The organism is Massilia terrae, from assembly GCF_024753145.1.
In the GTDB taxonomy this organism is placed as follows: domain Bacteria; phylum Pseudomonadota; class Gammaproteobacteria; order Burkholderiales; family Burkholderiaceae_D; genus Telluria; species Telluria terrae.
In genome coordinates, this window is the sequence record NZ_JANUGU010000003.1 from 90,627 (window position 1) to 115,317 (window position 24,691).

General features: G+C 65.5%; 21 protein-coding genes and 1 tRNA gene. 5 read left to right on the top strand and 17 right to left on the bottom strand.

The window, feature by feature from the left end; translation table 11 throughout:
* Positions 1–5 precede the first annotated feature (5 nt).
* Together ychF and NX778_RS11290 are read right to left on the bottom strand one after the other, a co-directional pair.
* Positions 6–1,097, bottom strand: a complete 1,092-nt coding sequence (gene ychF, locus NX778_RS11285; RefSeq protein WP_258811843.1) for a redox-regulated ATPase YchF — start codon at positions 1,095–1,097, stop codon at positions 6–8.
* A gap of 96 nt (positions 1,098–1,193) precedes the next feature.
* Positions 1,194–2,276 (bottom strand): patatin-like phospholipase family protein, encoded by a 1,083-nt coding sequence (locus tag NX778_RS11290; protein ID WP_258811844.1) that lies wholly within the window; start codon positions 2,274–2,276, stop codon positions 1,194–1,196.
* A 111-nt stretch (positions 2,277–2,387) separates the two neighbouring features.
* Between NX778_RS11290 and NX778_RS11295 the strand changes: the two genes are divergently transcribed.
* Positions 2,388–4,238, top strand: coding sequence for a DUF3857 domain-containing transglutaminase family protein (locus tag NX778_RS11295; RefSeq protein WP_258811845.1), 1,851 nt, complete (start codon positions 2,388–2,390; stop codon positions 4,236–4,238).
* A gap of 174 nt (positions 4,239–4,412) precedes the next feature.
* Here NX778_RS11295 and pth read toward each other — a convergent pair whose 3' ends face one another.
* From pth to NX778_RS11330, 7 genes are all read right to left on the bottom strand, one after another.
* Complete coding sequence (pth, locus tag NX778_RS11300) at positions 4,413–4,997, bottom strand: aminoacyl-tRNA hydrolase (RefSeq protein WP_258811846.1); 585 nt, start codon at positions 4,995–4,997, stop codon at positions 4,413–4,415.
* A 116-nt stretch (positions 4,998–5,113) separates the two neighbouring features.
* Positions 5,114–5,716, bottom strand: a complete 603-nt coding sequence (locus NX778_RS11305) for a 50S ribosomal protein L25/general stress protein Ctc (RefSeq protein ID WP_258811847.1) — start codon at positions 5,714–5,716, stop codon at positions 5,114–5,116.
* A gap of 204 nt (positions 5,717–5,920) precedes the next feature.
* The gene (locus NX778_RS11310; RefSeq protein WP_258811848.1) at positions 5,921–6,871 is read right to left on the bottom strand and encodes a ribose-phosphate pyrophosphokinase; all 951 of its coding nucleotides are present in this window, start codon (positions 6,869–6,871) and stop codon (positions 5,921–5,923) included.
* A gap of 143 nt (positions 6,872–7,014) precedes the next feature.
* A tRNA-Gln gene (locus tag NX778_RS11315) sits at positions 7,015–7,091 on the bottom strand.
* Between the two features lie 66 nt (positions 7,092–7,157).
* A complete protein-coding gene (ispE, locus tag NX778_RS11320) occupies positions 7,158–8,060 on the bottom strand; it encodes a 4-(cytidine 5'-diphospho)-2-C-methyl-D-erythritol kinase (protein ID WP_258811849.1) in 903 nt (300 codons plus the stop codon).
* 4 nt (positions 8,061–8,064) lie between these two features.
* Positions 8,065–8,661, bottom strand: a complete 597-nt coding sequence (gene lolB, locus NX778_RS11325) for a lipoprotein insertase outer membrane protein LolB (protein ID WP_258811850.1) — start codon at positions 8,659–8,661, stop codon at positions 8,065–8,067.
* A 77-nt stretch (positions 8,662–8,738) separates the two neighbouring features.
* A complete protein-coding gene (locus NX778_RS11330) occupies positions 8,739–10,472 on the bottom strand; it encodes a tetratricopeptide repeat protein (protein WP_258811851.1) in 1,734 nt (577 codons plus the stop codon).
* A gap of 34 nt (positions 10,473–10,506) precedes the next feature.
* Between NX778_RS11330 and NX778_RS11335 the strand changes: the two genes are divergently transcribed.
* The 4 genes from NX778_RS11335 to mutY are packed head-to-tail and all read left to right on the top strand — an operon-like array spanning position 10,507 to position 14,499.
* Positions 10,507–10,629, top strand: coding sequence for a hypothetical protein (locus NX778_RS11335; RefSeq protein WP_258811852.1), 123 nt, complete (start codon positions 10,507–10,509; stop codon positions 10,627–10,629).
* The gene (gene mutM / locus NX778_RS11340) at positions 10,622–11,455 is read left to right on the top strand and encodes a bifunctional DNA-formamidopyrimidine glycosylase/DNA-(apurinic or apyrimidinic site) lyase (RefSeq protein ID WP_258811853.1); all 834 of its coding nucleotides are present in this window, start codon (positions 10,622–10,624) and stop codon (positions 11,453–11,455) included. Before NX778_RS11335 ends, mutM begins: the two co-directional genes overlap by 8 nt.
* A 27-nt stretch (positions 11,456–11,482) precedes the next feature.
* Positions 11,483–13,399: a dynamin family protein gene (locus NX778_RS11345; RefSeq protein ID WP_258811854.1), complete on the top strand. Its 1,917-nt coding sequence runs from the start codon at positions 11,483–11,485 to the stop codon at positions 13,397–13,399.
* Positions 13,396–14,499, top strand: coding sequence for an A/G-specific adenine glycosylase (mutY, locus tag NX778_RS11350; protein ID WP_258811855.1), 1,104 nt, complete (start codon positions 13,396–13,398; stop codon positions 14,497–14,499). Before NX778_RS11345 ends, mutY begins: the two co-directional genes overlap by 4 nt.
* A 65-nt stretch (positions 14,500–14,564) precedes the next feature.
* Here mutY and NX778_RS11355 read toward each other — a convergent pair whose 3' ends face one another.
* The 8 genes from NX778_RS11355 to NX778_RS11390 all read right to left on the bottom strand — a co-directional run bounded on the left by NX778_RS11355 (position 14,565) and on the right by NX778_RS11390 (position 24,531).
* Positions 14,565–15,704 (bottom strand): deoxyguanosinetriphosphate triphosphohydrolase, encoded by a 1,140-nt coding sequence (locus NX778_RS11355; protein WP_258811856.1) that lies wholly within the window; start codon positions 15,702–15,704, stop codon positions 14,565–14,567.
* Complete coding sequence (aroKB, locus tag NX778_RS11360) at positions 15,701–17,311, bottom strand: bifunctional shikimate kinase/3-dehydroquinate synthase AroKB (RefSeq protein ID WP_370661334.1); 1,611 nt, start codon at positions 17,309–17,311, stop codon at positions 15,701–15,703. The genes NX778_RS11355 and aroKB overlap by 4 nt, the downstream gene beginning before the upstream one ends.
* 117 nt (positions 17,312–17,428) lie before the next feature.
* Entirely contained in the window at positions 17,429–19,348 is a 1,920-nt protein-coding gene (locus NX778_RS11365; protein WP_258811858.1) for an Ig-like domain-containing protein, read from the bottom strand.
* A gap of 23 nt (positions 19,349–19,371) precedes the next feature.
* Positions 19,372–21,615 carry a type IV pilus secretin PilQ gene (locus NX778_RS11370; protein ID WP_258811859.1) on the bottom strand — a complete coding sequence of 748 codons (2,244 nt, stop codon included), beginning with the start codon at positions 21,613–21,615 and terminating at the stop codon, positions 19,372–19,374.
* Between the two features lie 15 nt (positions 21,616–21,630).
* Positions 21,631–22,155, bottom strand: a complete 525-nt coding sequence (locus NX778_RS11375; protein ID WP_258811860.1) for a pilus assembly protein PilP — start codon at positions 22,153–22,155, stop codon at positions 21,631–21,633.
* On the bottom strand, positions 22,152–22,817 hold the full coding sequence (locus tag NX778_RS11380) for a type IV pilus inner membrane component PilO (protein ID WP_258811861.1): 666 nt from the start codon (positions 22,815–22,817) through the stop codon (positions 22,152–22,154). The genes NX778_RS11375 and NX778_RS11380 overlap by 4 nt, the downstream gene beginning before the upstream one ends.
* On the bottom strand, positions 22,814–23,455 hold the full coding sequence (locus tag NX778_RS11385; RefSeq protein ID WP_258811862.1) for a PilN domain-containing protein: 642 nt from the start codon (positions 23,453–23,455) through the stop codon (positions 22,814–22,816). Before NX778_RS11385 ends, NX778_RS11380 begins: the two co-directional genes overlap by 4 nt.
* Complete coding sequence (locus NX778_RS11390) at positions 23,455–24,531, bottom strand: pilus assembly protein PilM (RefSeq protein WP_258811863.1); 1,077 nt, start codon at positions 24,529–24,531, stop codon at positions 23,455–23,457. Before NX778_RS11390 ends, NX778_RS11385 begins: the two co-directional genes overlap by 1 nt.
* Positions 24,532–24,691: the final 160 nt, after the last annotated feature.

Consider the following 24,691-nt stretch of genomic DNA (forward strand, 5'->3'; position numbering starts at 1 on the left):
CCGAATCAGACGTTGAACAGGAAGTTCAGCACGTCGCCATCCTTGACCACGTATTCCTTGCCTTCGGCGCGCATCTTGCCCGCTTCCTTGGCGCCCGACTCACCCTTGTAGGTGATGTAGTCGTCGAACGAAATCGTCTGCGCGCGAATGAAGCCGCGTTCGAAGTCGGTGTGGATCACGCCGGCCGCTTGCGGCGCGGTGTCGCCGATGTGAATGGTCCAGGCGCGCACTTCCTTGACGCCGGCGGTGAAGTAGGTCTGCAGGCCGAGCAGCTTGTAAGCAGCGCGGATCAGGCGGTCCAGGCCCGGCTCATCCATGCCCATGTCGGCCAGGAAGGCTTCCTTGTCTTCCTCTTCGAGGTCCGCGATTTCCGACTCGATGGCAGCGCAGATCGCGACGATCGGCGCGTTCTGCGACTTCGCGTACTCGCTGAGCTTGTCCAGGTACGGATTATTGGTAAAGCCGTTGTCGGAAACGTTCGCCACGTACATCGCCGGCTTCGAGGTGATCAGGCACAGCGGCTTGATCAGCTCCATCTGTTCCGCGTCGAAGCCCATGGCGCGCACCGGCTTGCCCTCGTCCAGCTGCGGCATGATTTGTTCGAGGATGGCGACCAGCTTGGCCGCGTCCTTGTCGCCGGAACGCGCCTTCTTCTGCTCGCGATGGATCGCCTTCTCGACGGTGCCCATATCGGCCAGCGCCAGCTCGGTCTGGATCACTTCGATGTCGTCGATCGGGCTGACCTTGCCGGCCACGTGGATCACGTTCGGGTCGTCGAAGCAGCGCACCACGTTGACGATCGCGTCCGTCTCGCGGATGTGCGACAGGAACTGGTTGCCCAGGCCCTCGCCCTTCGACGCGCCGGCCACCAGGCCCGCGATGTCGACGAACTCGACGATGGCGGGCACCATGCGCTCCGGCTTGACGATCTCGGCCAGCTTGGCCATGCGCGGATCAGGCACCTCGACCACGCCGACGTTCGGCTCGATCGTGCAGAACGGATAGTTTTCAGCCGGGATGCCGGCCTTGGTCAGGGCGTTGAACAGGGTGGACTTGCCGACGTTGGGCAGGCCGACGATGCCGCATTTGAGACTCATGGGAAGACTTTCAGGTTCGAATGACGAAACCTCGTATTGTAACCCGGTCCGGCGCCAAATGCCGCAAATCCCGCCTCATCCGCCCCGCATCGTCGTTCAAAGCGGGCGGATGCGCGACAGGTCCGGCCGGGCCGCGAATTCGGCCAGGTCGTCGCGCAGGCGTTCGCCTTCGGCCATGGCCTGGCGCCAGGTGCGGATGCGCTCGTCCTGCCTGAGGCCATAGAACTTGAAGTCGCTTCGGTCGGGCAATTTCCCGCGCGGCAGCCTGGCCTTGAATTCGGCCGAAGGCGACGCGATCAGCACGTTGTCGAGCCAGCCACGGTTCGGCCCGCGCGCGGCGCGGCGCCATGGCAGGGCCTTGTCGAGCCAGCCGGGTACGATGTGCTCGTTGAAATGCGGATAAAGGACGATCCCGCCGGCGCGCGAGTACGGCAGCGCCAGCTGGTAATCGATGATGCCGCCGTCCCAATAGCAGCCGGGCGGCAGGCCGGCGATGTCGCACACCGGTTTCATGACCAGCGGCAGCGTGCCGGAGGCGAGCAGCCCGGATGCGAGGTTGTGCGCGGTCAGCGTTGAAAAATGCGTCGTGAAGGTGTCGAAGCGTTCGCGCAGCCAGGGCGCGTCGGCGCGGCTGTCGCCAATGACCACGCGCTCCAGCACCCTGCCCAGCCGTTCGCGCGAGGCCAGGTTGTGCAAGGCCGCTTGCGCGAAGCCGAGCTGCTGCGCGCGCGGCTGGTGCGCGGCGGCGAGCGATCCCTTGCCGCGCACCGTGATCAGGTGCAGCCGATGGTGCGGGTGGTTGACGATGTCGCCTTCGTGCCCCCGGACGAACTCGCGCAGCAGTTCCTGCACCACCTGGTCGATCTCGTCCTGCCCGGGCTTGGCGCTGGAATAGCGCTGGCCGCTGTACAGCTCGCCAAGGCGCGCGCAACCCTTGACCGGATCGCGCTGGCAGGCCGCGGCCATGCGCCAGGCGCCGATGGACGAGCCGATCAGCATGCGCTCGCGCGGCGACTGCGCCAGCCAATCACCGAACAGCCATTGGTCCAGGTGCTGGAAGATCAGTCCCTTCGGCCCGCCGGCGGCGGCCGGGATGATCGCGATGTCTTCGGCCCGCAAGCCGTGGCTGCGCAGCCGGGCCAGCGCCCGCGGTCCGGCGTGAAAGGAAAGTGCACTCATGCGTGAAATTATCGCAGGTGCCGCACGCTTGCGCAGGCTCAAGCGCCAGGCATCCGCGCTGCGTAACATCGTCTGCGCTGTGCTCATCGATTCTGGCTTCGGAGGTCGCCCATGCAGGTTCCTTGCGTCGCGCTGCTGCTGTTCCTGTTCGCGCTGTGCGCGGGCGCGGCGGCGCGCGACACCGGCACCGATACCTCCATGGTCATCAACAAGTCCGTCCAGCATTTCGTGGTCGAGCCGGATGGCGGCTACACGGTCACGGTGGACATCGCGCGCACCATTGCCGAGCCGCGCGCCATCGTCGCCGAAAGCCAGTATTACATCAGCTACAAGCGCACGCTGGACGAGGTACTGGCGGTCGACGCCTACACCCAAAAAACGGATGGGGCGCGCTTCCCGGTCGAGGCGGGCCAGATCAGGGATCAGGAAGAGCTTGCTTCCAGCGACGCGCCGCTGTTCACGGACACGCGCACGAAAGTCGTCGTGTTCCCGCAGGTCGCGGTGGGTGACCGCCTGGTGCTCCACTACGTCATCCACCGGCACACGCCGCTGCTGCCCGGGCAGTTCGACGACCTGTCCGCCAGCGGCTTTTATCAAAACGCGCAATTTGAATTGATCTACGATGTCCCGCCATCCATGACGCTGTATGCGGACGCGGTCGGCTTCCTGCCGCTGCCGGCGGAGGATCCGCCGCACCACAAGCGCTACCACTGGCGCTACGTTGCGGGCGACAACCAGCGCATCGAGGCCAACTCGGTCAGCTACTTCGACTATGGAAAGCGGCTATCGGTGTCCACTTATCCCGACTACGCGGCCTTCGCTAGCGCCTTTCGCGCCGCCGGCAGCGGCGCCACGCAGGGTGACGCGGACATCGCGGCGCTGGCCTACCAGCTGACGGCCGGGCTGGCCGACCCGCGCGCCAAGGCGCTGGCCTTGTCGGAATGGGTGCGGCGCCACATCCGCTACGTGGCGGTGTATATCGGACCGGGCGGGGTCGTTCCGCATCCGGCGGCCACGGTCCTGCGCCAGCGCTACGGTGATTGCAAGGATCACGCGGTGCTGTTGCACGCATTGCTGGCGGCAGCCGGCATCGACAGCACCGAAGTCCTCGTCAACAACGGTAAGGCCTACCGACTGCCGCGCACGCCGACGTTCGGCATCCTGAATCACATGATCAATTTCGTGCCGGCCTTGAACCTGTACCTGGATTCAACGGCGCGCTCAGTATCGGCCGGCTACTTGCCCGCCAGCGAGCTTGGCAAACCGGCGCTGCGGCTGGATAGCGGCAAGCTCGTTACGACGCCGGCGGCGCAGCCCCAGCGTGAGCGCACCAGCGCCTGGTTCGACGTGCAGCCGGATGGCCGAAGTCGCTTTCAGGTCAGCAAGACCATGTCTGGCGCCATCGCGGAACCGTACCGGCAAGCCGTACGCGATACGGGGCCGGCGGACCGCGAACAGTTCGTCGCGCGCATGCTGCAAGGCGTGGGCCAGGCAGGATCCGGTCTCTTCGATCCTGGCAGTACCGATGGCAGCGGGGATGAGTACCACCTGTCGTTTGCCGGAACCAGCGAGAACTTCGCCAGCCTGCCCGGACCGGTGGGACTGGCGACCAGTTACAGCTATTGGGGCGGGCTCAGCGAGATGGTGGCGGAGCTGGCGCAGGAAAAAGAAAGGCGGCAGGACTTTATCTGTCCCGCAGTCGACGTGCAGGACGAGCTGGGCATCCGCTTGCCGCGCAGCGTGCACGTGCTCGCGCTGCCGAAGGACCTTGCGCTCGCCGACCGTCACTTCAGCTACCACGCCGCATACAGCAAGAAAGGCGATACGGTCATGGTGAAACGCACGCTGCGCTTCACGCACGAGGGCGCGGTGTGCGCGGCTGAGGAATACAAGAAAATGGCGCCCCTGCTGGAGCGGATGATGCGTGACCTGCGCAGCCAGCTCGTGATCAGTGGCGCTTGAGCGCCGACCCGCAAAAAGAGAATGTCGTCCTCGACCTCGCCGGCCGCCTTGGCGGGAACCCCATTTCTCAAGCAATGCGCTCACACGAACAGTATCGGCCACGCAAGCAAACCGGGGTTCCCGCTTCCGCGGCAACGACGTTCGAAGTTTGGTCGGCGATTTTTATATCGCTGTTCAGGCCGTATGCAGCTGCATCATCGCCACGTCGAACTTGCCTTCGACCACCTGCGGAATGATGCGCAGGCTTTTGTCGATCGACTCGTCGATCAGCGGCTGCTCTTCCTTGCGCGGACGATGCAGCACGAAGTCCGCCACCGCCTGCTGCGACTGCAGGTTGCGCGGGTGGCCGATGCCGAGGCGCAGGCGCCAGTAGTCCTGGGTGCCGAGCGCGGCCGTGATGTCCTTCAGGCCATTGTGCCCGCCGGAGGAGCCGCCTTTCTTCAGCTTGGCGACGCCGGGCGCGAGGTCCAGCTCGTCGTGCACCACCAGCACCTCCTCCGGCTTGATCTTGAAGAAGCGCGCCAGTGCGCCGACCGACTGGCCGGAGCGGTTCATGAAGGTGAGCGGCTCCAGCAGCCACACTTCCTTGCCGGAGATGGTGGTCTTGGCCAGCATCGCGTTGTATCTGGATTCGCGTTGCAGGCGGCAGCCCGGCAGCGTATTGGCCAGGTTGTCGACCAGCCAGAAGCCGGCGTTGTGGCGGGTTTGTTCGTATTCCGGGCCTGGGTTGCCAAGGCCGACGATCAGGCGGATGGACATGAGTACGGGTGAGTTTGGTAAAAACGGCATTATCGCAAAAGCGGCTCTACAACAAAAAACCCGCCGGGCAAGCCGCGGCGGGTTCTGGCTGCGGGCCGCATCGCTGCGGCGGCAGATTACTTCTTCTCTTCTGCGGCAGCAGCGTCGGCGGCGGCGGCAGCACCAGCCGGCACCGATGCGGTGGCGACGGTCAGGTTCTGGCCGTGGGTCAGCGCTTTCACGCCGGCCGGCAGTTGCAGGTCGTCGGTGTGGATCGAGCCACCGGCTTCCATCTTCGACAGGTCAACGGTGATGAACTCCGGCAGCTGGCCCGGCAGGCATTCGATTTCCAGTTCGTTCAGCACGTGCGACACGATCGCGCCACCGAACTTCACGCCCGGCGAGACTTCGGCGTTGACGAAGTGCAGTGCGACCTTGGTGTGCAGCTTCTGCGAAGCGTCGATGCGCTGGAAGTCAGCGTGCATGACCATGGCCTTGAATGCGTGCATCTGGAAATCGCGCAGCAGGACTTGCTGGACCTTGCCGTCCACTTCCATGTCCAGGATCGAACCGTGGAAAGCTTCTTTCTTGAGCGCGTGGAACAACGCGTTGCCATCCAGGGTGATCAGCTGCGGCTCTTCCTTGCCACCGTAGATGATGCCAGGGGTCTGGCCAGCGTTGCGCAGGCGGCGGCTCGCTCCGGTGCCCTGCTGGGTACGTGCAAATGCGACTACTTTCATGGAAAACTCCAAAAAATATCGGGCTCGACTGCCGGGGACACCGTGTCCCCGGCCCGTGGCCCAGGTTGCAGCAGCCCCCGCGACCAGGGACTGCCAGGCTTGAGCAAGACGCGCTCAAGAAAATCCGGAAACTACAACGGCGCGCAAGGCCAAGCAGCCACAGCGCGCCGTTTACGCGTGGGCGGAAGACCCGCCCACCCTACATTAGTCGGAGAACAGCGACATCACCGAGTCGCCCTTCACGATCCGCTTGAAGGTCTCGGCCAGCAGCGGTGCGCAGGTGAGCTGGCGGATCTTGCTGCAGGCCTGGGCTGCCGAGGTCAGCGGGATGGTGTCCGTGACCACCAGTTCATCCAGCGGCGAATTGGCGATGCGGTCGATTGCCGGCCCCGACAGCACCGGGTGCGTGCAGTACGCCACCACCTTCTTGGCGCCGCGCTCTTTCAGCACTTCGGCGGCCTTGGTCAGGGTGCCGGCGGTGTCGACCATGTCGTCCATGATCACGCAGTTGCGGCCGGCCACTTCACCGATGATGTTCATCACTTCGGAGACGTTGGCTTTCGGACGACGCTTGTCGATGATCGCCAGGTCGCAGCCGAGGCGCTTGGCCAGGGCGCGGGCGCGCACCACGCCGCCGACGTCCGGCGACACGACCAGCAGGTCTTCGTAGTTGCGGCGCTGCAGGTCGCCCAGCAGCAGCGGCGAAGCGTAGATATTGTCGACCGGGATGTCAAAGAAACCCTGGATCTGGTCCGCGTGCAGGTCCATGATCAGGACACGCTCGACGCCGGCTTCCTGCAGCATGTTGGCCACGACTTTGGCGGAGATCGCGACACGCGCCGAACGCGGGCGGCGATCCTGGCGGGCGTAGCCGAAATACGGGATGGCGGCGGTGATGCGGCCTGCCGATGCGCGCTTGAGAGCGTCGACCATCAGCATGATTTCCATCAGGTTGTCATTGGTCGGCGCGCAGGTCGATTGCAGAACGAACACGTCCTTGCCGCGGACGTTCTCGTTGATCTCGACCATCACTTCGCCGTCCGAGAATTTCGACACGACAGCCTTGCCAAGCGGGATACCGAGGTTTTTTGCGACCCCCTCTGCGAGCGCCGGGTTGGCGTTGCCGGTAAAAACCATCAGGTTTTCGTAAGCCATTGGGAGTCCTAAGAGATCTTTATTGAGACTTGAAAAGCCATCAGCCGGCGAACCGGCTGACGCTGTAAAAGGATGGTAACTTTCGCAGCTCCATCATGTTCCGCCTGCTGGACGCTACATGCATCGACAGTCAGGCTAAACGGTGGCAGGGGAACAAGGATTCGAACCTTGGTATGCCGGAATCAAAATCCGGTGCCTTAACCAGCTTGGCGATTCCCCTACGCTAACTTGCTGCTTGCCGTTACAGTCCGCGAGAATCTCGACGGTTGCGACGACAGGCAAAATTTTATTCTACAACAGCACGATTTTGCAAGAGCGATTTCAGCGGATGCCGCGCCAGCGCCTTGGCTTTCCAGGCCTTCCAGGCTGCTGGCACTTGGGCCACCACCTCGTCGGCTTTGCTTTCGCTGGAAACCGCGCAGAACACACACGCCCCCGAGCCAGTCATCCTGGCCTGCCCGTAACTGCCCAGCCATTCGACCGCCTGCGCTACCGGCGGGAACAAGCGGACTGCCACTGCTTGCAAATCGTTTTTTCCGAAACCGCCCAGCTCGTTCTGAGCTGACTGATCTCTGGAAAAGTCCGATATTGTGACCGGTTTCGTATCCCTTGTCAAATCGACGGCGCCAAATATGGCTGGGGTCGGCACTGACACGCCCGGCTCGATCACCACGTACCAGCAATCCGGCCCCGCCACCGGCTGCATGGCTTCGCCCACGCCCTCGACGAAAGCGGTCTGGCCGAAGATGAAGAAGGGAATGTCCGCGCCCAGCGGCAAGCCGAGCGCCATCAGCTCGTCCGCCGACAGGCCGGCCTGCCACAGCTGGTTGGCCGCCATCAGCGCCGTGGCCGCGTCGGAGGAGCCGCCGCCGAGTCCGCCGCCCATCGGCAGGATCTTGTCGACGGCGACGTCGATGCCGGGCACCGCGCGGCCGTGGCGGCGCTGGAATTCATCGGCCAGCAGGCGCAGCGCGCGCACGATCAGGTCCTGCTCTTCGGGCACGCCGGGCACATCGGTGGTGCGCACGATGCGGCCGTCGGCGCGCAGGTCGAAGTGCAGCATGTCGCAGCGGTCGATCAGCTGGAACACGGATTGCAGCAGGTGGTAGCCATCCGGGCGGCGCCCGATGACGTGCAGAAACAGGTTGAGCTTTGCCGGCGCCGGGCAGTGGTGCAGCGAAACGGTCATAGGGTCAGGCCGCCTGGTCGATGATGATCTTGATCGACAGCTCGTCGCTGGTCGGCGTGGCACTGCGCTCGGCGTCGATGCGCTTGGGCACAGGGTGCGCGGCGTTTTCGTCCTGCCAGCTGACGAAACGCAGGCGCCAGCCGTCTTTCGTGGTCACCGTGTTGTTGGCCGGCGAAGCGGCGAAGCGTTTGCCGCCGGCGTCAGTCGCATAGCCCTGCATCCACTCGCGCAGGCCGGACACCGGCAAGGTCCAGCCGAGCGTGCGCGCGGTCAGCGTATCGATGTCGGCAGCGACCACCGGCTGCTGGCCGGCTTGCGTCAGCGTGGCCTGTTGCGGTGTGACGCTGATCCTGGCCATGGTCGTGCCCAGCTGCGACGACAGGCTCACCTCGACCCGGCCCGGTTGCTGCACCCAGTCGAAATTGCCGTTCAGGTTCTGCGGCTGGCCGTCTTTCTGGTAGCTCACGAACAGTCGGCCGCTCAGTTCGATGCTGTCGCGATAGGCCGCGACCGGGGCCTGCGAGAGATTGGCGCTGGTGGTGGCGCAGCCGCCCAGCAAGGCAGCGATGGCGAGGATGGCGAGGAGGCGTTTTGCTTGCATTCGATGGGGTTGTCGCAAATTTTATCTAGGTACGAAACGTCGTTCCCGCGCAGGCGGGAACGACGCTCCTGGTGGACTCACAGCGCGACTTTAAAGCGCTGCAGGGTCTGCTTGAGCGCGTCGTTCTGCGGATCTTTGGCCTTGGCTTCGCGCCACAGCTGCTGGGCATCGTCCTTGCGCCCCTGCTGCCACAGCACTTCGCCCAGGTGCACCGCGATCTCCGGATCGCTGCGCAAGGCGTAGGCCTTGCGCAACTGGGCCTCGGCTTCCTGGAGGTTACCCATGCGATACTGGACCCAGCCCATGCTGTCCATGATGAAGGGGTCGCCCGGCGCGATCTGCAGTGCCTTGTCGACCAGCTGGTAGGCTTCCTGCAAGCGGACGTTGCGCTCGGCGAAGGAATACCCCAGCGCGTTGTAGGCATGCTGGTTGTCCGGCGCCTGCGCGATCACCGCACGCAGTGCCTTTTCCATCACCTCGGTCTGCCCGGCCTTTTCCGCCATCAGCGCGAAGTCGTATAGCAGGTCGGTATTGTTGGGATAGCGCTGCGCCACGCCCTGCATCAGCTGGTAGGCCTCGAGCACGCGGCCCGCGCGCTGCAGGATTTCGGCCTCGGTCATGGCGATCTGCGCCTGCGCGCCCGCATCGTCGGTCTTGAGCGTGGCGAGGAATTTGCGTGCGCCCTCGACGTCGCCCTGCTTGCCCAGCAGCTGGGCGTGGCGCAGCTGGGCGCTCAGCTGGACCTGGGGATCCTCGGTCTGGATCTTGTCGAGCCAGCCCATCGCCGTGTCGAGGTCGCCGCGGTCTTCCGCCAGCTGCGACAGCATCAGCAGCGCGCGCGAGGGATCGCGCTCGTCGTTGGGGTCGTTGCCCAGGACGTCGACGAAACGCGTGAGGTACTGCTCCGCGCCCTTGTTGTCGTTCAGTTGCGTCGACAGGATGCCCAGCGCGTAGAGCGTGGCCGGATTGTCCGGCTGCGCCTTCAAGAGAATCACGAATTGCCCGCGCGCGAGCTCGAACTGTTTCTGGTTGACCAGCACGCGTGCATACGCCATGCGCACGTCCTTGGCGTCCGGATGTTCGGTGAGGAACTGCGCCAGCACGGTCGCCACCTTCTGGTCGTCTTCCAGCACCTGCGCCAGGGTCAGCGCGGCGATCTCGGAATCCGGCTTCATCTTGATCGCGGCATTCGCCTCGGCCAGCGCGCCCGGCTTGTCGCCGCGCGCCATCGCCAGCTGCGCCAGCACGACATGGGCTTCCATGGTGTTGCGGTAAGGCTCGATCAGGCGCTCAAGCATGGCGCCCGCGGCCTCCTTGTCCTGCGCGCGCATCAGCAACTGTTCGGCCTGGAACATCACGAGGCCGCGCGCGGCCGGCGGCGCTTCGGCCAGCTTGCGCTTGAGGATGTCCTCGGCCGGCGCGATGTTGTCGGACATGACCACCAGGCCCAGGTAGTACTGGCTGGCCTCTTCCGACGCGGGATCCAGCTCGCGCCACAGCTTGATCGCGGCCAGCGCGTCATCGGCTTGCTTGGCCGCCACCGCCATCTCGGCGGCGCGCCGGGCCAGGCGCGGATCCTTGGTCTGCTGGGCCAGGCTCAGCATCGTCAGATAGGGCCCCTGGTAGTCGCCACGACGAAAATCAAGCTCGGCCTTCATCAGCTGGTACAGCATCTGGCTCGTCATGTTGACGTTCGGCAGGTGCTCCTCTGGCGCCGCCGCGCTCGCTTCGTCCTGCGCCGGCCTGGCTTGTGCAGCATCGGCCAGTTCCGGCTTGGGAGCGGGTGCCCCGGCCTGCTGCTGCGGTGCCACAGCGCATGCCGACAACAGCCCGGAGAGGGTTACAATGGCGAAAGCGTTTTTCAAGGCTGTTCCAGGTTCTCGGGTGAAGCCCGATTTTACGCTCAAGCCCTTCAGCGCGTACGCCGCTGCAACACCAATTTACAAAAATATCAACATCGATGCCTGAACTGCCGGAAGTCGAAGTCACGCGCCGCGGGGTCGCGCCCCACCTGGAAGGCCGCGTGGTGGAAGAGCTCGTGCTGCGCCGCGAAGGCCTGCGCTGGCCGTTCCCGGAAGGCTTGGCCGAGCGCCTGGTCGGGCAGCGCATCCTCAAGACCGGACGGCGCGGCAAATACCTGCTGCTGGAGTTTGCGCACGGCACCCTGATCATCCATCTCGGCATGTCGGGCCACCTGCGCGTGCTGCCGCCGGGCGTGCCGCTCAAGAAGCACGACCACGTCGACCTGGTGGTCAGCGGGCCGGAGGGCCGCCAGGTCTTGCGCATGCACGACCCGCGCCGCTTTGGCGCCGTGCTGTGGCATGGCGTCGATGACGGTGATTTGCAACAGCACATCCTCCTGCGCGGCCTCGGCGTCGAGCCGCTCGAAGACGCCTTCAACGGCGCCCTGCTGCACCGCGAAACCCGCAAGCGCAGCGCCCCGATCAAGCAGGTGCTGCTGGCCGGCGACATTGTGGTCGGCGTCGGCAACATCTACGCCTGCGAGAGCCTGTTCCGCGCCGGGATCAACCCAAAAACGCCCGCCAGCCGCATCAGCCGCGCCCGTTATGACAAATTGGCAACAGCGATCCGGGAAGTGCTGGCCGCTGCGATTGTGCAAGGTGGCAGCACTTTGCGCGACTTTATTGCAGTAAATGGTCAATCTGGCTATTTCCAACAGACATATTTCGTCTATGATCGTACAGAATTGCCTTGCCGCAACTGCGGCACCCCTATCCGGCAGATCAAACAGGGACAACGCTCGACGTTTTATTGCGTCAAATGCCAGCGCTAAGGCACAGGACAAGGACCGCACATAACCATGGATCACGATTTTCAACATTACGGCGCGTGGCGTACCCGCGTGAACGATGCACTGAAGGCCTACCGCGCGGCGCTGCAAGAAGCCGACCTGCTCGATGCCGCCAGCGAACAACAGCTGACGCGCGCGCTCAACCGGCTGGCCGACGACCGCCTGTCGATCGCCTTCGTGGCTGAATTCTCGCGCGGCAAATCGGAGCTGATCAACTCGATCTTCTTCTCCGACTACGGCCAGCGCATCCTGCCCTCGGCCGCCGGCCGCACCACCATGTGCCCGACCGAGCTGATGTACGACGCCGCCTTCGTGCCGAGCGTGCGCCTGCTGCCGATCGAAACCCGGGCCCAGCACCTGTCCACCAGCGACTTCCGCGACGACCCCAACGCGTGGACCGTGTTCCCGCTCGACCTGTCCGATCCGGGCCGCATGCACGAGACCTTCAGCCAGGTCAGCAAGACGCGCCGGGTGCCGGTCGCCAAGGCCCAGGAATATGGCCTGTACGATCCGGAAGACCCGGCCGTGGCCGCCTCGCCGGAGGAAGACGGCATGATCGAGATCCCGATGTGGCGCCACGCGATCATCAACTTCCCGCACCCGCTGCTCAAGCAGGGCCTGGTGATCCTCGACACCCCGGGCCTGAACGCGATCGGCACCGAGCCCGAGCTGACCCTGAACCTGATCCCGAACGCGCACGCGGTGCTGTTCATCCTGGGCGCCGAGACCGGCGTGACCAAGAGCGACATCGACGTCTGGCGCAACCACATCGGCGCCGGCAGCGGCCGCATCGTGGTGCTCAACAAGATCGACACGATCTGGGATGAGCTCAAGAGCGACGCCGCCAACAACGCCGACATCAAGCGCCAGCAGGCCAGCGTCGCGCGCGACCTCGGGGTCGACGAGAACAAGGTGTTCCCGGTGTCGGCCAAGAAGGCGCTGGTGGCGCGCATCAACAACGACCAGACCCTGCTCGGCAAGAGCCGCATCCCGGCGCTGGAAGCGGCGCTGTACGGCGAACTGATCCCCGAGCGCGCCAGCATCATCCGCAACCAGCTCAGCGGCGAGCTCGAGGTGCTGGCCACGGCACGCCAGACCGGCACCGACAGCCGCCGCAGCCGCCTGAACGAACAGCTCGACGAATTGCTCAGCCTGCGCGGCAAGAACCAGGGCGTGGTCTCGCACATGGTCTCGCGCATCGAGCACGAGAAGCGCGAGTTCGACTCCAGCGTGCAGAAGCTGCAGGGCACGCGCGCCGTGTTCTCGACCCTGTCGGCCGAGCTGCAGACCACCATCGGCATGGAAATGGTGCACGTGCAGATCGAAGACGTGCGCGCATCGATGGAAGCGGTGCGCTTCGGCACCGGCGTGCGCGCCCCGGTGCGCGCCTTCTTCGACCAGGCCCGCGACAACCTGAACCAGGCCAACATCAAGGTCGGCGAGATCGCGGCGATGATGGACACCATGTACAAGCGCTTCGCCGACGAGCACGGGCTGGCGCTGGCGCCGCCGATGACGCTCTCGCTGGACCGCTACCTGGCCGAGATCGACCGCATCGAAGGCATCTACCTGAAGCAGTTCGGCACCGCGACCCTCCTGATCACCAGCCGCGGCGCGCTGCTGCAGCGCTTCTTCGACTCGATCGCCTCGCGCGTGCGGCGCACCTTCCGCGCCGTGAACGCCGACGTCGAAGCCTGGCTGAAGGTGATCATGGCGCCGATCGAGGCCCAGATCCGCCAGCACAAGGACCAGCTCAAGCACCGCCAGGGGTCGATCCAGCGCATCCACGATGCGACCGACACGCTGGAGCAGAAGATCCGCGCGTTCGAGACGCTGCGCAACGAGGTCGACGCGCTCGACGCGGCGCTTGCCAAGATCGCGGGCAGGGTGACGGCGGCGCTGGAAGCCGATCCCGCATCGGTGTGAAGCGCCTGACCGAGTTCGAGGCGCTGGCCGATCCTTCGTTTTCGCAGGCGGTGATCGACTGGCAGCGCGCGCACGGAAGGCACGCGCTGCCGTGGCAGAACACGCGCGATGCCTACCGCGTGTGGCTGTCGGAGATCATGCTGCAGCAGACCCAGGTCGCGGCCGTGCTGGGCTACTACGCACGCTTCCTTGAACGCTTCCCCACCGTGCAGGCGCTGGCCAGCGCGCCATCCGAAGACGTGATGGCGCACTGGAGCGGGCTTGGCTACTACACGCGGGCGCGCAACCTGCACGCCTGTGCCAAACGCGTCGTCGAGGTATACGGCGGCGTGTTCCCCTCCGATCCGGCGCTGCTGGCGGAGCTGCCCGGCATCGGGCGTTCGACCGCGGCCGCCATCGCCGCGTTTTCCTCGGGCGTGCGCGCCGCCATCCTGGACGGGAACGTCAAGCGCGTGTTCGCGCGCGTGTTCGGCATCGATGCCTATCCGGGCGAGAAGAAGACCGAGGACGCACTGTGGCGCCGCGCGGAAGCTTTGCTGCCCGCGGGCGAAGGGATCGAGGCTTATACGCAGGGCTTGATGGACTTGGGCGCGACGCTGTGCACGCGTTCGAGCCCGGACTGCGCGCGCTGCCCGCTGCAGGCGCGCTGCGTGGCATTCGCGACCGGACGCACGGCGGAGCTACCGGTGCGCAAGCCGAAGAAGGCGACGCCCGAAAAGCGCGCGGCGCTGGTGGCCGTGATCGATGGCGGCGAGGTGCTCCTGCAGCAGCGGCCTGCGACCGGGATCTGGGGCGGACTGTGTTCGTTGCCGGAGATCGATGGGCATTTGGCGGCCGATGTGGATGCGCCGGATGCCGACGCAGTGGCCGCGTTTGCGGCGCTGTATGGCGATGTCGAGGAAGTCGAGGCGCTGCTGCCGCTGGTGCATGTGTTCACGCACTACAAGCTACATATCCTGCCGTATCGGGTGGGGCTGGTGAAGCGTGGTGCGCTGCCTGATGGTTGCCAGTGGTGGAAGCTCTCGCAAATTGCCGATGCTCCCCTGCCCGCACCCGTGAAAAAGCTCCTCACAGAGCTCGCAGTACCAAAGCTTTTCTAACATCCCCCCCAAAAAAGCCGTCGTCCCCGCGCAGGCGGGGACGACGGTTTTTGGTGTGGCGGTGCTTAGAGCTCCTCGATCGAATAAATGCGCCGGTGTTCACGGATCGCATACCGATCCGTCATCCCCGCAATGTAATCCGCGATCTTGCGCGCCTGGCGCAGCGTGTCCTGCCCCGCGACCTGGTAATCGGGAGGCAACAGCACCGGATCGGCCATGAAGGCCTCGAACAGCTCGCGTACGATGCGGCTTGCCTTCACCCGCGTGCGGTTCACCTGGAAGTGCCGGTACAGGTTCGCATGCAGGAAGCGCTTCAGCTCCGTGGTCTCGGCCCGCATCGCATCCGAGAACCGGATCAGCGGTGGCGACGTGCGCACCGCGTCGATCGATTCCGGCGCCGCATCGGCGATCAGCTGCGCCGACGTCGCCACCAGATCGGCGGTCATCGAGGTGATCATCATGCGGATCGTCTCGTACAGCGCACGCCGTCCCGCAAGACCCGGATACTGCGCCTCCACCGCCTGCCGGTGGCGCGCGAACAAGGCCACTTGCTCCATCTGCGCCATCGTCAGCAAGCCCGATCTCAGGCCGTCGTCGATGTCGTGGTTGTTGTACGCGATCTCGTCGGCCAGATTGGTCAGCTGGGCCTCCAGGCTGGGCTGGCTGCGGTCGATGAAGCGCTGCCCCAGCTCGCCCAACTGGCGCGCATTCGCCAGCGAGCAGTGCTTGAGGATGCCCTCGCGCGTTTCGAAAGTGAGGTTCAGGCCGTCGAAGGCGCCGTAGTGCTCTTCCAGGTGATCGACCACGCGCAGGCTTTGCAGGTTGTGCTCGAAGCCGCCGTAGTCCTTCATGCATTCGTTGAGCACGTCCTGGCCCACGTGCCCGAACGGCGTGTGACCCAGGTCGTGCGCCAGCGCGGTCGCCTCCACCAGGTCCTCGTTCAGGCGCAGGCTGCGCGCCAGCGTGCGGCCGATCTGCGCCACCTCGATCGAGTGCGTCAGGCGGGTGCGGAACAGGTCGCCCTCGTGGTTGAGGAAGACCTGGGTCTTGTACTCCAGCCGGCGGAAGGCGGTGGAGTGGATGATGCGGTCGCGGTCGCGCTGGAATTCGCTGCGCGAGCCCGGCCCGGGTTCGACGTGGCGGCGTCCGCGCGACTTGGCGGAGTGCGCCGCGTACGGCGCCAGGTGGGCGTCGAAGTCGATCATTCCACGCAGGCGGCCAGCGTGGCCAGCAGCGTTTCATGGGGCACGCTGGTGATCACCGGCGCACCGAGCGGCTTGAGCAGGATGAACTTGATCGCGCCGCCCTCGTTCTTCTTGTCGACTTCCATCAGCTCGATCCAGCGTTCGGCGCCGAGGTCAGGCGCGGCCACCGGCAGCCCGGCTGCCTGCGCCAGCGCGCGCACGCGCTGCACCGTGTGTGCATCGATGTAGCCGAGGCGCTGCGACAGGTCGGCCGCCATCACCATGCCGCAGCCGACGGCCTCGCCATGCAGCCAGTTCCCGTAGCCCATGCCCGCTTCGATCGCGTGGCCGAAGGTGTGGCCGAAATTGAGAACCGCGCGCAGCCCGCCTTCGCGCTCGTCCTTGCGCACCACGTCGGCCTTGATCTCGCAGGAACGCGCCACCGCGTGCGCCAGTGCGTCCTCGTCGCGCGCGACCAGGCTGCCGATGTTCTGCTCGATCCAGTCGAAGAAGTCGGCGTCGAGGATGGCGCCGTGCTTGATCACTTCGGCCAGGCCAGCGGACAGTTCGCGCGAAGGCAGCGTGTCGAGGGTGGCGGTATCGGCCAGCACCGCGAGCGGCTGGTAGAAGGCCCCGATCATGTTCTTGCCACGCGGGTGGTTGATGCCGGTCTTGCCGCCCACCGAAGAGTCGACCTGGGCCAGCAGCGTGGTCGGCAGCTGCACGAAGGGCACGCCGCGCATATAGGTCGCGGCGGCGAAGCCGGTCATGTCGCCGATCACGCCGCCGCCCAGCGCCACCAGGGTGGTCTTGCGGTCGCATTTGTTGGCCAGCAGGGCGTCGTACACGAGGTTGAGCGATTCCCAGTTCTTGTACTCCTCGCCGTCCGGCAGCACGATCTCGACCACCTCGCGCCCGGCCGCGCGCAGCGGCGCCGCGACCCGTTCCAGGTACAGCGGGGCGACCGTGGTGTTGGTGACGATCGCCACCTTGCTGCCTTTGATGTGCTGCTGGAGCAGTCCGGCGTCGTCCAGCACCCCGCGGCCGATCACGATGGGGTAGCTGCGGCTGCCGAGGGAGACGTCGAGGTTGATGCGCTTTTGTTCGTTCATGGGGCTGGCGGGCCGCGTCCGCGCGCGTGCGGCGTCGAGGGCGGCGATCTGGTCGAGGATGGAATTGACCATCGATTGTACGTTAGGCCGGCCGGTGTCGATCACCAGGTGGGCCACTTCGCGGTACAGCGGCTCGCGCTGCGCCGTCAGTTCTTCGAGCTTCCTGCGCGGATCGGGCGTCTGCAGCAGCGGCCGGTTCTTGTCGTGCGCGGTGCGCTGCAGGATGCTGCTGATGCCGGCTCGCAGGTAGACCACCGTGCCGCGTTCGGCCAGCAAGGCCCGGTTGACCGGGTCGAGCACGGCGCCGCCGCCGGTCGCGAGCACGATGCCGTGCTGGCCGGTGAGCTCGCGGATCATGTCCGCCTCGCGCCGCCGGAAGCTGGCCTCGCCCTCGATCTCGAAGATCCACGGGATCGTGGCCCCGGTGCGCGCCTCGATTTCGTGGTCGGTATCGACAAACCGCATGCCGAGCTTGCGCGCGAGCAGGCGGCCGATGGTGGTCTTGCCGGCCCCCATCAGGCCAACCAGGAAGATATTGTGGTTCTTAGCGTCCGGCACTTGCCTGATCCGTTAAAGATGAAAAAACGGCCAGTATGATAACTGGCCGCCGTGTAACTTGCTCAAAAACCCGTTTTATGGGCAGCTGAACGTCAGTTTAAACGGAATGTAGGTCGCGTTGCCGTTTGGCGTGGTGGCGACCACGTTGAAGGTCGCGGTCGCCGGCGCGGTGCACGAGGCCTGCTGGCTGCTCGAGAACGTGAAGGCGTGGATCGAGCCCTGTACCGAGCTGTCCGAGACCGGCGCGATATTCGGTACGGTAGCCGGCAGCGGCGCCTGCGCCGTGGCGTTGACCACGTTTGCCACCGTGATGGTGGTTCCGGTAGGCAAGGGGTTGTGCTGGTAGTCGCTGAGCAGCAGGCTGAACACGAATGGCGTGGCCGAAGGTGTCGAGCCGAGATCATACGGTGTATTGGTGATTTCCTTGCTCGGGTCACCGTTCAGGTAGGCATGCGCGATGGCGTTACCCGAGAAATACAGCTCAGTCTTCTTGAATACCGTGTTGGTGCCGTCGGTGGTGCTGGAGCACACCGTGGCGACGCCGGGACGCGTATTGTCCGGGGTCGCGGCGTTACACGGCGTTGCCGGCTGGCCGGGAATCGCCACGCGCGGGTTCTGCATGCGGAAATCGACCGTGCAGCCGCCGTTGGCGGTCAGGCAGCCACCCTTGGACGACGAGCCGACCGAGCCCATATTGGTCTGGAACACGACCGGCGTGCCGTCCGGCACCGGGTTGCCGAAGGCATCCGCGATCATCACATTGATGTTGGTGGCGGGCGTGGTCGGCGAGCTGTCGGCGCTGGCGTCGAGCTGGAACTTGCCGGCGGAGAGAGAAAACGCCTGCTGCACCGGGAGGCCGCTGGTGACCACGATCGAGTCGGACCAGGTGTACACGTTCGGATTGCTGTGCAGCGCGGCCTTCACGCGGAACGAGGTCGGCGCGCTGCCCGAGTTGACGGTGGTGATCACCTGGCCGTTCTGGTCGGTGGTGTCGCTGGCCTTGTTGACCGTGACCAGGCTAGTCGAGGACGTGAAGTCCACCGCCGCGCCCGGCAGCGGGTTGTTGAAGATGTCGACCACCTTGAAGGTCAAGGCCGCGGTCTCGGTGCGGCCATTGCCGCCCTGGCCCTTGATCACGATCGACTGGTTGGTCGGGGTGGCTAGCGTGAACTGCACCGAGGCTGCGGCCGGCGGCGCGATCGTCAGCGCCACGGTGGCCGGCTTGGCGATGCCGGTGGCGCTGGCCGTGACGGTGTCGTTGTTGCCGCAGCCTTGGTCGCGGTACACGACCTGGGCGGTGCCGCCATTGGTCGCGACGACCGGTGCGAGGGTAGCCTTGCCGGCGGTCACGCAAGCCGAGCTGAAGGCGACGTTGACCTGCTGGTCGGTGTACTTGGTGCTGCCGGCCAGCACGTCGACCGACAGCACGGTCGAGCCATAGGCCTGCAGGCTGGTCGGGTTGGCGCTCAGCGTGCCGAAGGTCAGCGTGGTCGAGCCGACCGAATAGTTGACGCTGCCGGAGGTGGCGGTGCCGGCCACGTTGCTGGTCGCGGTGATCGTGCCGGCGCCGCCCGTGGCCAGGCTGGCCGGGCGCATGGTGACGCTGGCCACGCCGTTGGCGTCGGTCAACGCGGTGCCGGCCGCGGGCGTCAGCAGCGCCAGGTTGTTGTCGGTGGCGAAGGCGACGATGGCGTTCGGGACCGGCTTGCCGGTCTTGTCGAGAACCGTGGCCTTGACCGTCAGCTGGTTGGTGCCGGACAGGCTGTTGGTGGCCTGGCCGCTCGCGTTGACCAGGGACAGCGTCAGCGTCGGTGTGGCCGGCGTCGTGGTGCCGCCGGTGCCGCCCGTGCCGCCGGTATTGCCGCTGGGCGTGCCGGTGCCGACCGTGGCGCCGGGGCTGCCGCCACCGCCGCCGCAGGCCGAGAGAGCCAGCGCCAGGGCCAGCGTGAGCGCGCCTGCTCCGGCGCGCTTCAGGTCATGTGAATGGTGGTTCATAAGTTTTGCAGTCTTGTTGATTTTTAGTGCGCCGTCGCCAGCTTGTCGGTCACGATCTTCGGCGTCAGGAAGATCAGCAGCTCGGTCTTGCTGGTCTCGCGCGTATTGTTCTGGAACAGGTAGCCGAACAGCGGCACGTCGCCCAGCAGCGGCACCTTGTTCTTGGTGCTGTTTTCACTTTGCTGGTAGATGCCGCCCAACACCACCGTGCCACCGTTCTCGATCATCGTGCGGGTGTTCACGTGCTGGTTGTTGATCGCGAAACCGGCCGGCGTCGAGTCGCCCTTGGAATCCTTGCTCACGTCCACATCCAGCACCACATTGCCGTCCGGCGTGATCTGCGGCGTCACTTCCAGGCGCAGGTTGGCCTTCTTGAAGGTGATGGCGGTAGCGCCGCTGGAGGTCGCGGTCTGGTAAGGCAGTTCGATGCCCTGCTCGATCACGGCCACGTGCTTGTCTTCGGTGACCACGCGCGGGCTGGACACGATCTGGCCCTTGCCGTCGGCTTCCAGCGCCGACAGTTCCAGGTTCAGGAAGCGGTTGGCCGCGGCCGAGAACAGCGAGAACGCCAGCGAGGGTGCGGCCACGCCGTTGATCGGCAGCGCCGGCAGGTTCACGAACTGCATGTTGTTGAAGGAATCGGCAGAGTTGGCGAGCTGGCCGGTGACCTGGCCGACGCCGTTGATGTTGCCGGCCACCGCGACCCGGTTGTTGGTATTGCCGATCTGGTAGCCCGAATCGCCGCCGCGGATGGTGCGCATGTCGGAGAAGCCCAGCTTGGCGCCGAGGTTGCGCGAGAAGCCGTCGTTGGCCTCGACGATGCGGGCCTCGACCAGCACCTGCTTGGTGGCCACGTCGACTTTCGCGATCAGCTTGCGAATGTCCTCGATGCGCGACGCGATGTCGGTGACGAACAGCTGGTTGGTGCGGCTGTCGGCGATCGCGCTGCCGCGCTTGGACAGCAGGCTGTTGTTGTTGGCGCCAGCGGCACCGCCCGGGGCCGGCGCGGGGGCAGCCGCCCCACCGGCGCCGCCCGCAGCGCCGGCCGAGGCGCCGCTGATCATGGCGCGCACCAGGTCGACCTTCTGGTAATTCAGCTGGAACACTTCCGAGCGCAGCGGTTCGAGTTCGGCGATCTGCGCGCGCTGCTCGAGTTCGAGCTTCTCCTTGGTCAGGATCTCATCCTTGGGCGCGATCCACATCACGTTGCCGTTCTTGCGCATGTCCAGGCCCTTGTACTGCAGGATCATGTCCAGCGCCTGGTCCCACGGCACTTCCTTCAGGCGCAGGGTGAGCGTGCCGTTGACCGAGTCGCCGGTGATGATGTTGATGCCGGAGATGTCGGCGATCGCCTGCAGCACCGCGCGCACTTCCACGTTCTGGAAATTGAAGCTGACCTTCTCGCCGCGGTAGCCGCCGTTGCCCTGGGCCAGCTTGTTCGGGTCTTCCTTGATCGGGCGCACGTCCACCACCAGCTGGGTGTCGCTCTGGTACACGCTCTGCTCCCAGAGGCCGCTGGCCTCGATGGTCATGTGCACGTTGTCGCCCTGCGGCACCGTGGTCACGCGCGACACCGGTGTGCCGAAGTCGGTCACGTCGAGGCGCTTGCGCAGGGTCGGCGGCAGGCCGGTGTGCAGGAAGTCGACCAGCACCTTGTTGCCGGACTGGCGCACGTCGACCGCGACCTGGCTGTTCGGCAGGTCGACCACGACGCGGCCTTCGCCGTTCGGGCCGCGGCGGAAGTCGAGGTCGCGCAGCAACTGCCGGCCCGCGGCAGGCACTGGGGCGCTGCTCGCGTCGGCCGGCGCGGCCGCACGGGCCACGGGCAGGCCGGAAGCGTTGACCGCCTGGGCTACGCCGCCCGAGCCTTCCACCGTCACGATCACCGACTTGCCGTCGACCGCGGTGGCATAGTTGAGGGCGCGCTTCAGGTTGAGCACCACGCGGGTGCGCTCGTCGGCCTGCACCACGTTGGCGCCGCGCACGTCACCCAGGTTGATGTCCTGGTTGCTCTTGCCGGTGGCATTGCCGGTCTCTGCGAAATCGAGCGCGATGCGGGCCGGATTGGTGATCGAGAAGCCGATCGGAGGCTTGGCCGGGGCGTTTTTCAGCGCGATGTTGATCACCACGTTCGAGCCTTGCTGGCTCGCCGTGATCGACTCGATCGCGTTGCCCTGCGCCAGCGCGGCGCTTGCGCCCAGCAGCATCACCAGCGCCGCGGCCAGCCGTGCCAGCCACGCGGGCAGGCCATAGGTTGCTTGGGTCATTCCCAGTCTCCTCACTTACTTCTCTTGCAGTTCCAGGTGCGACATGCGCGCGGTCCAGTCGCCACCGGCGTCCTGTACCACTTCGCGAATATCGATCACACTGTCGGTCACCCGGGTGACCAGGCCAAAGTTTTGTCCCAGCCGCATGCCGGTCTTCACCTGGTACACGTTCTTGTCGATCGCCACCAGCGCATAGATCACGCCGCCCTTCTGGATTGCGCCCACCATCTTCATCGTGTCGAGCGGGAAGGTCTCCAGCAGTTCCTTGGCGCGGTTGGTGTCCGGGCGGTTGGGATCGTTCGAGGTCTCGGCCACGCGCGCCAGTTCGCCCAGCAGCTTGACCTGGTTGAACGGGTCGATGGCGTCCTTGCCGTCGTAGGCGAAGGGCACGAAATCCTTGGGCGCCGGCAGCGGCTTGACGGTCGGGTGGGTGTCGCGCTGCACCTGGGCCATCCAGTCGCGCACCTCGCGCACGTCGCCGTCGCCGCAGGCCGACAGCAGCAGCGGCAGGGCCAGCATCAAGAGGCGAGCACGGCTCATTTGGCGCCTCCCTTCTTGTTCTTGTCGGCGCGCGATTTGCGCTGCGACGCGGCCTCTTCCGGATCGAGGTAGCGGAAGGTCTTGGCGGTGGCGTCCAGCGTCAGCACATTGTCCTTGCCGGCCGCCAGCGAGATATTGTTGAGCGTGACGATACGCGGCATATGCGCCATGTCGGCCGCGAACGCGCCCAGGTCGTGGTAGCGGCCGGTGAGCTTGAGCGCGATCGGCAGCTCGGCGTAGTAATCCTTGACCACCACCTGGCCCGGCTTGAACGATTCGAACTGCAGCCCGCGGCCGGTGCCGGCATGGGTGATGTCCGACAGCAGCGCGTCCATTTCGGCCTTGCTCGGCAATTGCTTCTCGAGGCGGGCCACGTACTGGTCGACCTGGTTCTTCTGGCGCTTGAGCGCGTCCAGGTTGATCGCCTGCGCCATCTTGCTCTGGTAGTCGGAGCGCAGCTTCTGCTCTTTCTGGGCCAGCGCGTCCTCTTCCTCGAACTGGCCGCTCCAGTACAGGAAATAGCCGGCCACGGCCACGGCGCCGCCGACCGCGAGCGCGCACAACACGCGCGGCGCCAGCGGCCACTGGCCGGGCTGGCGTCCCTTCAGGCCCTGGAACTGGGCCGCCAGGTCGCTAAATATCTGCTTCAGATCGATGTTCATGCTTGTGCCCCCGGCTTCGCCGCGGCGGCGCTTCTCGCCCCCTTGGCGCCCTTGCCCGGCTTGGCCGGGTCTTCTTCCTCACGCGGGCGCTTGATGTTCACCGACAGCGTGAACTCGACCACTTTCTTTCCGACCTTGCTGCTGGTGAGGACCACCGCCTTCACTTCCGACAGGTCGGGACGCTCCAGCCAGGGCGAATTGTTGGACAGGTTGCGCAGCAGCTCGGCGACCCGTTCCTGCGATTGGGCGTAGCCGTCCATCATGACCTTCTGGCCTTCCTGCTTGATGGTCTTCAGGTAGACGCCGTCCGGGGTCTGCTTGACCAGTTCGTCCAGCAGGTAGACCGGCTGGTTGCGGTCGCCCTGCAAGTCCTCGACCGCCTGCTGGCGCGCCTGCAGGGATTCGATTTCCTGCTTGAGGTTGGCGATTTCCTTGATCTTCTTGTCGAGGTCGTTGTTGGCGTTCTGCAGCAGCTGGTTGCGCTGGTTCTGGACCGAGATCCGGGTCGCGTTGTAACCGCCAACCACCAGCACCACCACCACCCCGATGATGCCACCCAGCGCCAGCATGGCGTAGAAGGCGGCCTGTTTCTGCTTGCGTTTGGCTTCCCGGTGGGGAAGCAGGTTAATCCTGATCATCAGCCGAACCTCCGCAATGCCAGGCCGCATGCCACCAGGTAGGCCGGCGCCTCATGGCGCAACTGCGCCTCGCGCACTTCCGGCCCCAGCTGCATGCCGGTGAACGGCGACGCCTGCACGCAGGCGATGCGGGTGCGGTTGGCGATGATGTCGAGCAGCCCGGGCAGCTGGGCGCAGCCGCCGGCCAGGTACAGCTGGTCGATGCGGGTGTACGGGGTCGAGGTATAGAAGAACTGGATCGCGCGCGTCACTTCGAGCGCCGCATTCTCGAGGAAGGGGCCGAGCAGGTCGGCCTGGTAGTTTTCCGGCAGGTCGCCCGAGCGCTTGCGGGTTTCCGCTTCCTCGAACGCCATGCCGTAGGCGCGCACGATGTCCTGGGTCAGCTGGTTGCCACCAAAGGGCTGCTCGCGCTCGTAGATGGTGTCGCCGTCGAGCAGCATCGAAATATGGGTGGCCTGCGAGCCGATCTGGAACAGCGCCACGATCTTATCCTTGCCGGCCTGCGGCAGGCCGGCGACGACGCGTTCGAGGGCGGCGCGGGCGGCATACGACTCGACGTCCATCACGGTGGCGCTCAGGCCGGCGGCCTCGACGATCGCGACCCGGTCCTCGACCTTTTCGCGGCGCGCGGCGGCCAGCATCACCTCGACGTCGTCGGGCGCATTCGGGGCCGCGCCGATGACGTCGAAGTCCAGGCTGACTTCGTCCAGCGCGAACGGGATGTACTGGCTGGCTTCGGATTCGACCTGTACTTCCAGCTGGTCTTCCGACATGCCGGCGGGCAGGATGATCTTCTTGGTGATGACGGCGGCGGGCGGCATGCCCAGCGCCACGTGCTTGGCCTTGCTGCCGGTCTTCTTCCACAGCCGGCGCACGGCCTCGGCAACGGTCTCGATATTATCGATGTTGCCATCGACCACGGCGCCGCGCGGCAGCGGCTCGAAACCGTAGCGCGCCAGCAGCAGCTCGCCCTTCCCGGCTTCGGCCAGCTCGACCAGGCGTACCCCGGACGTGCTGATATCCACCCCGGCCAGGGGCGGATTGGCCTGTCCAAACAAGGAACCTAGATTGATCACGAGCTTTTACCCCTCCAGCTGCTTCAAGTTCTTTTCAGAACGTTATCGTTTTGACCGCCCGGAAGCGGGTTTTTCAAGCGTTGCAAAGTCGGCATTGTTCGTTAAAAAACCGGCATTTAGTACGCATTTGTCAGACATCACATTAGATCCTAGCAACAAG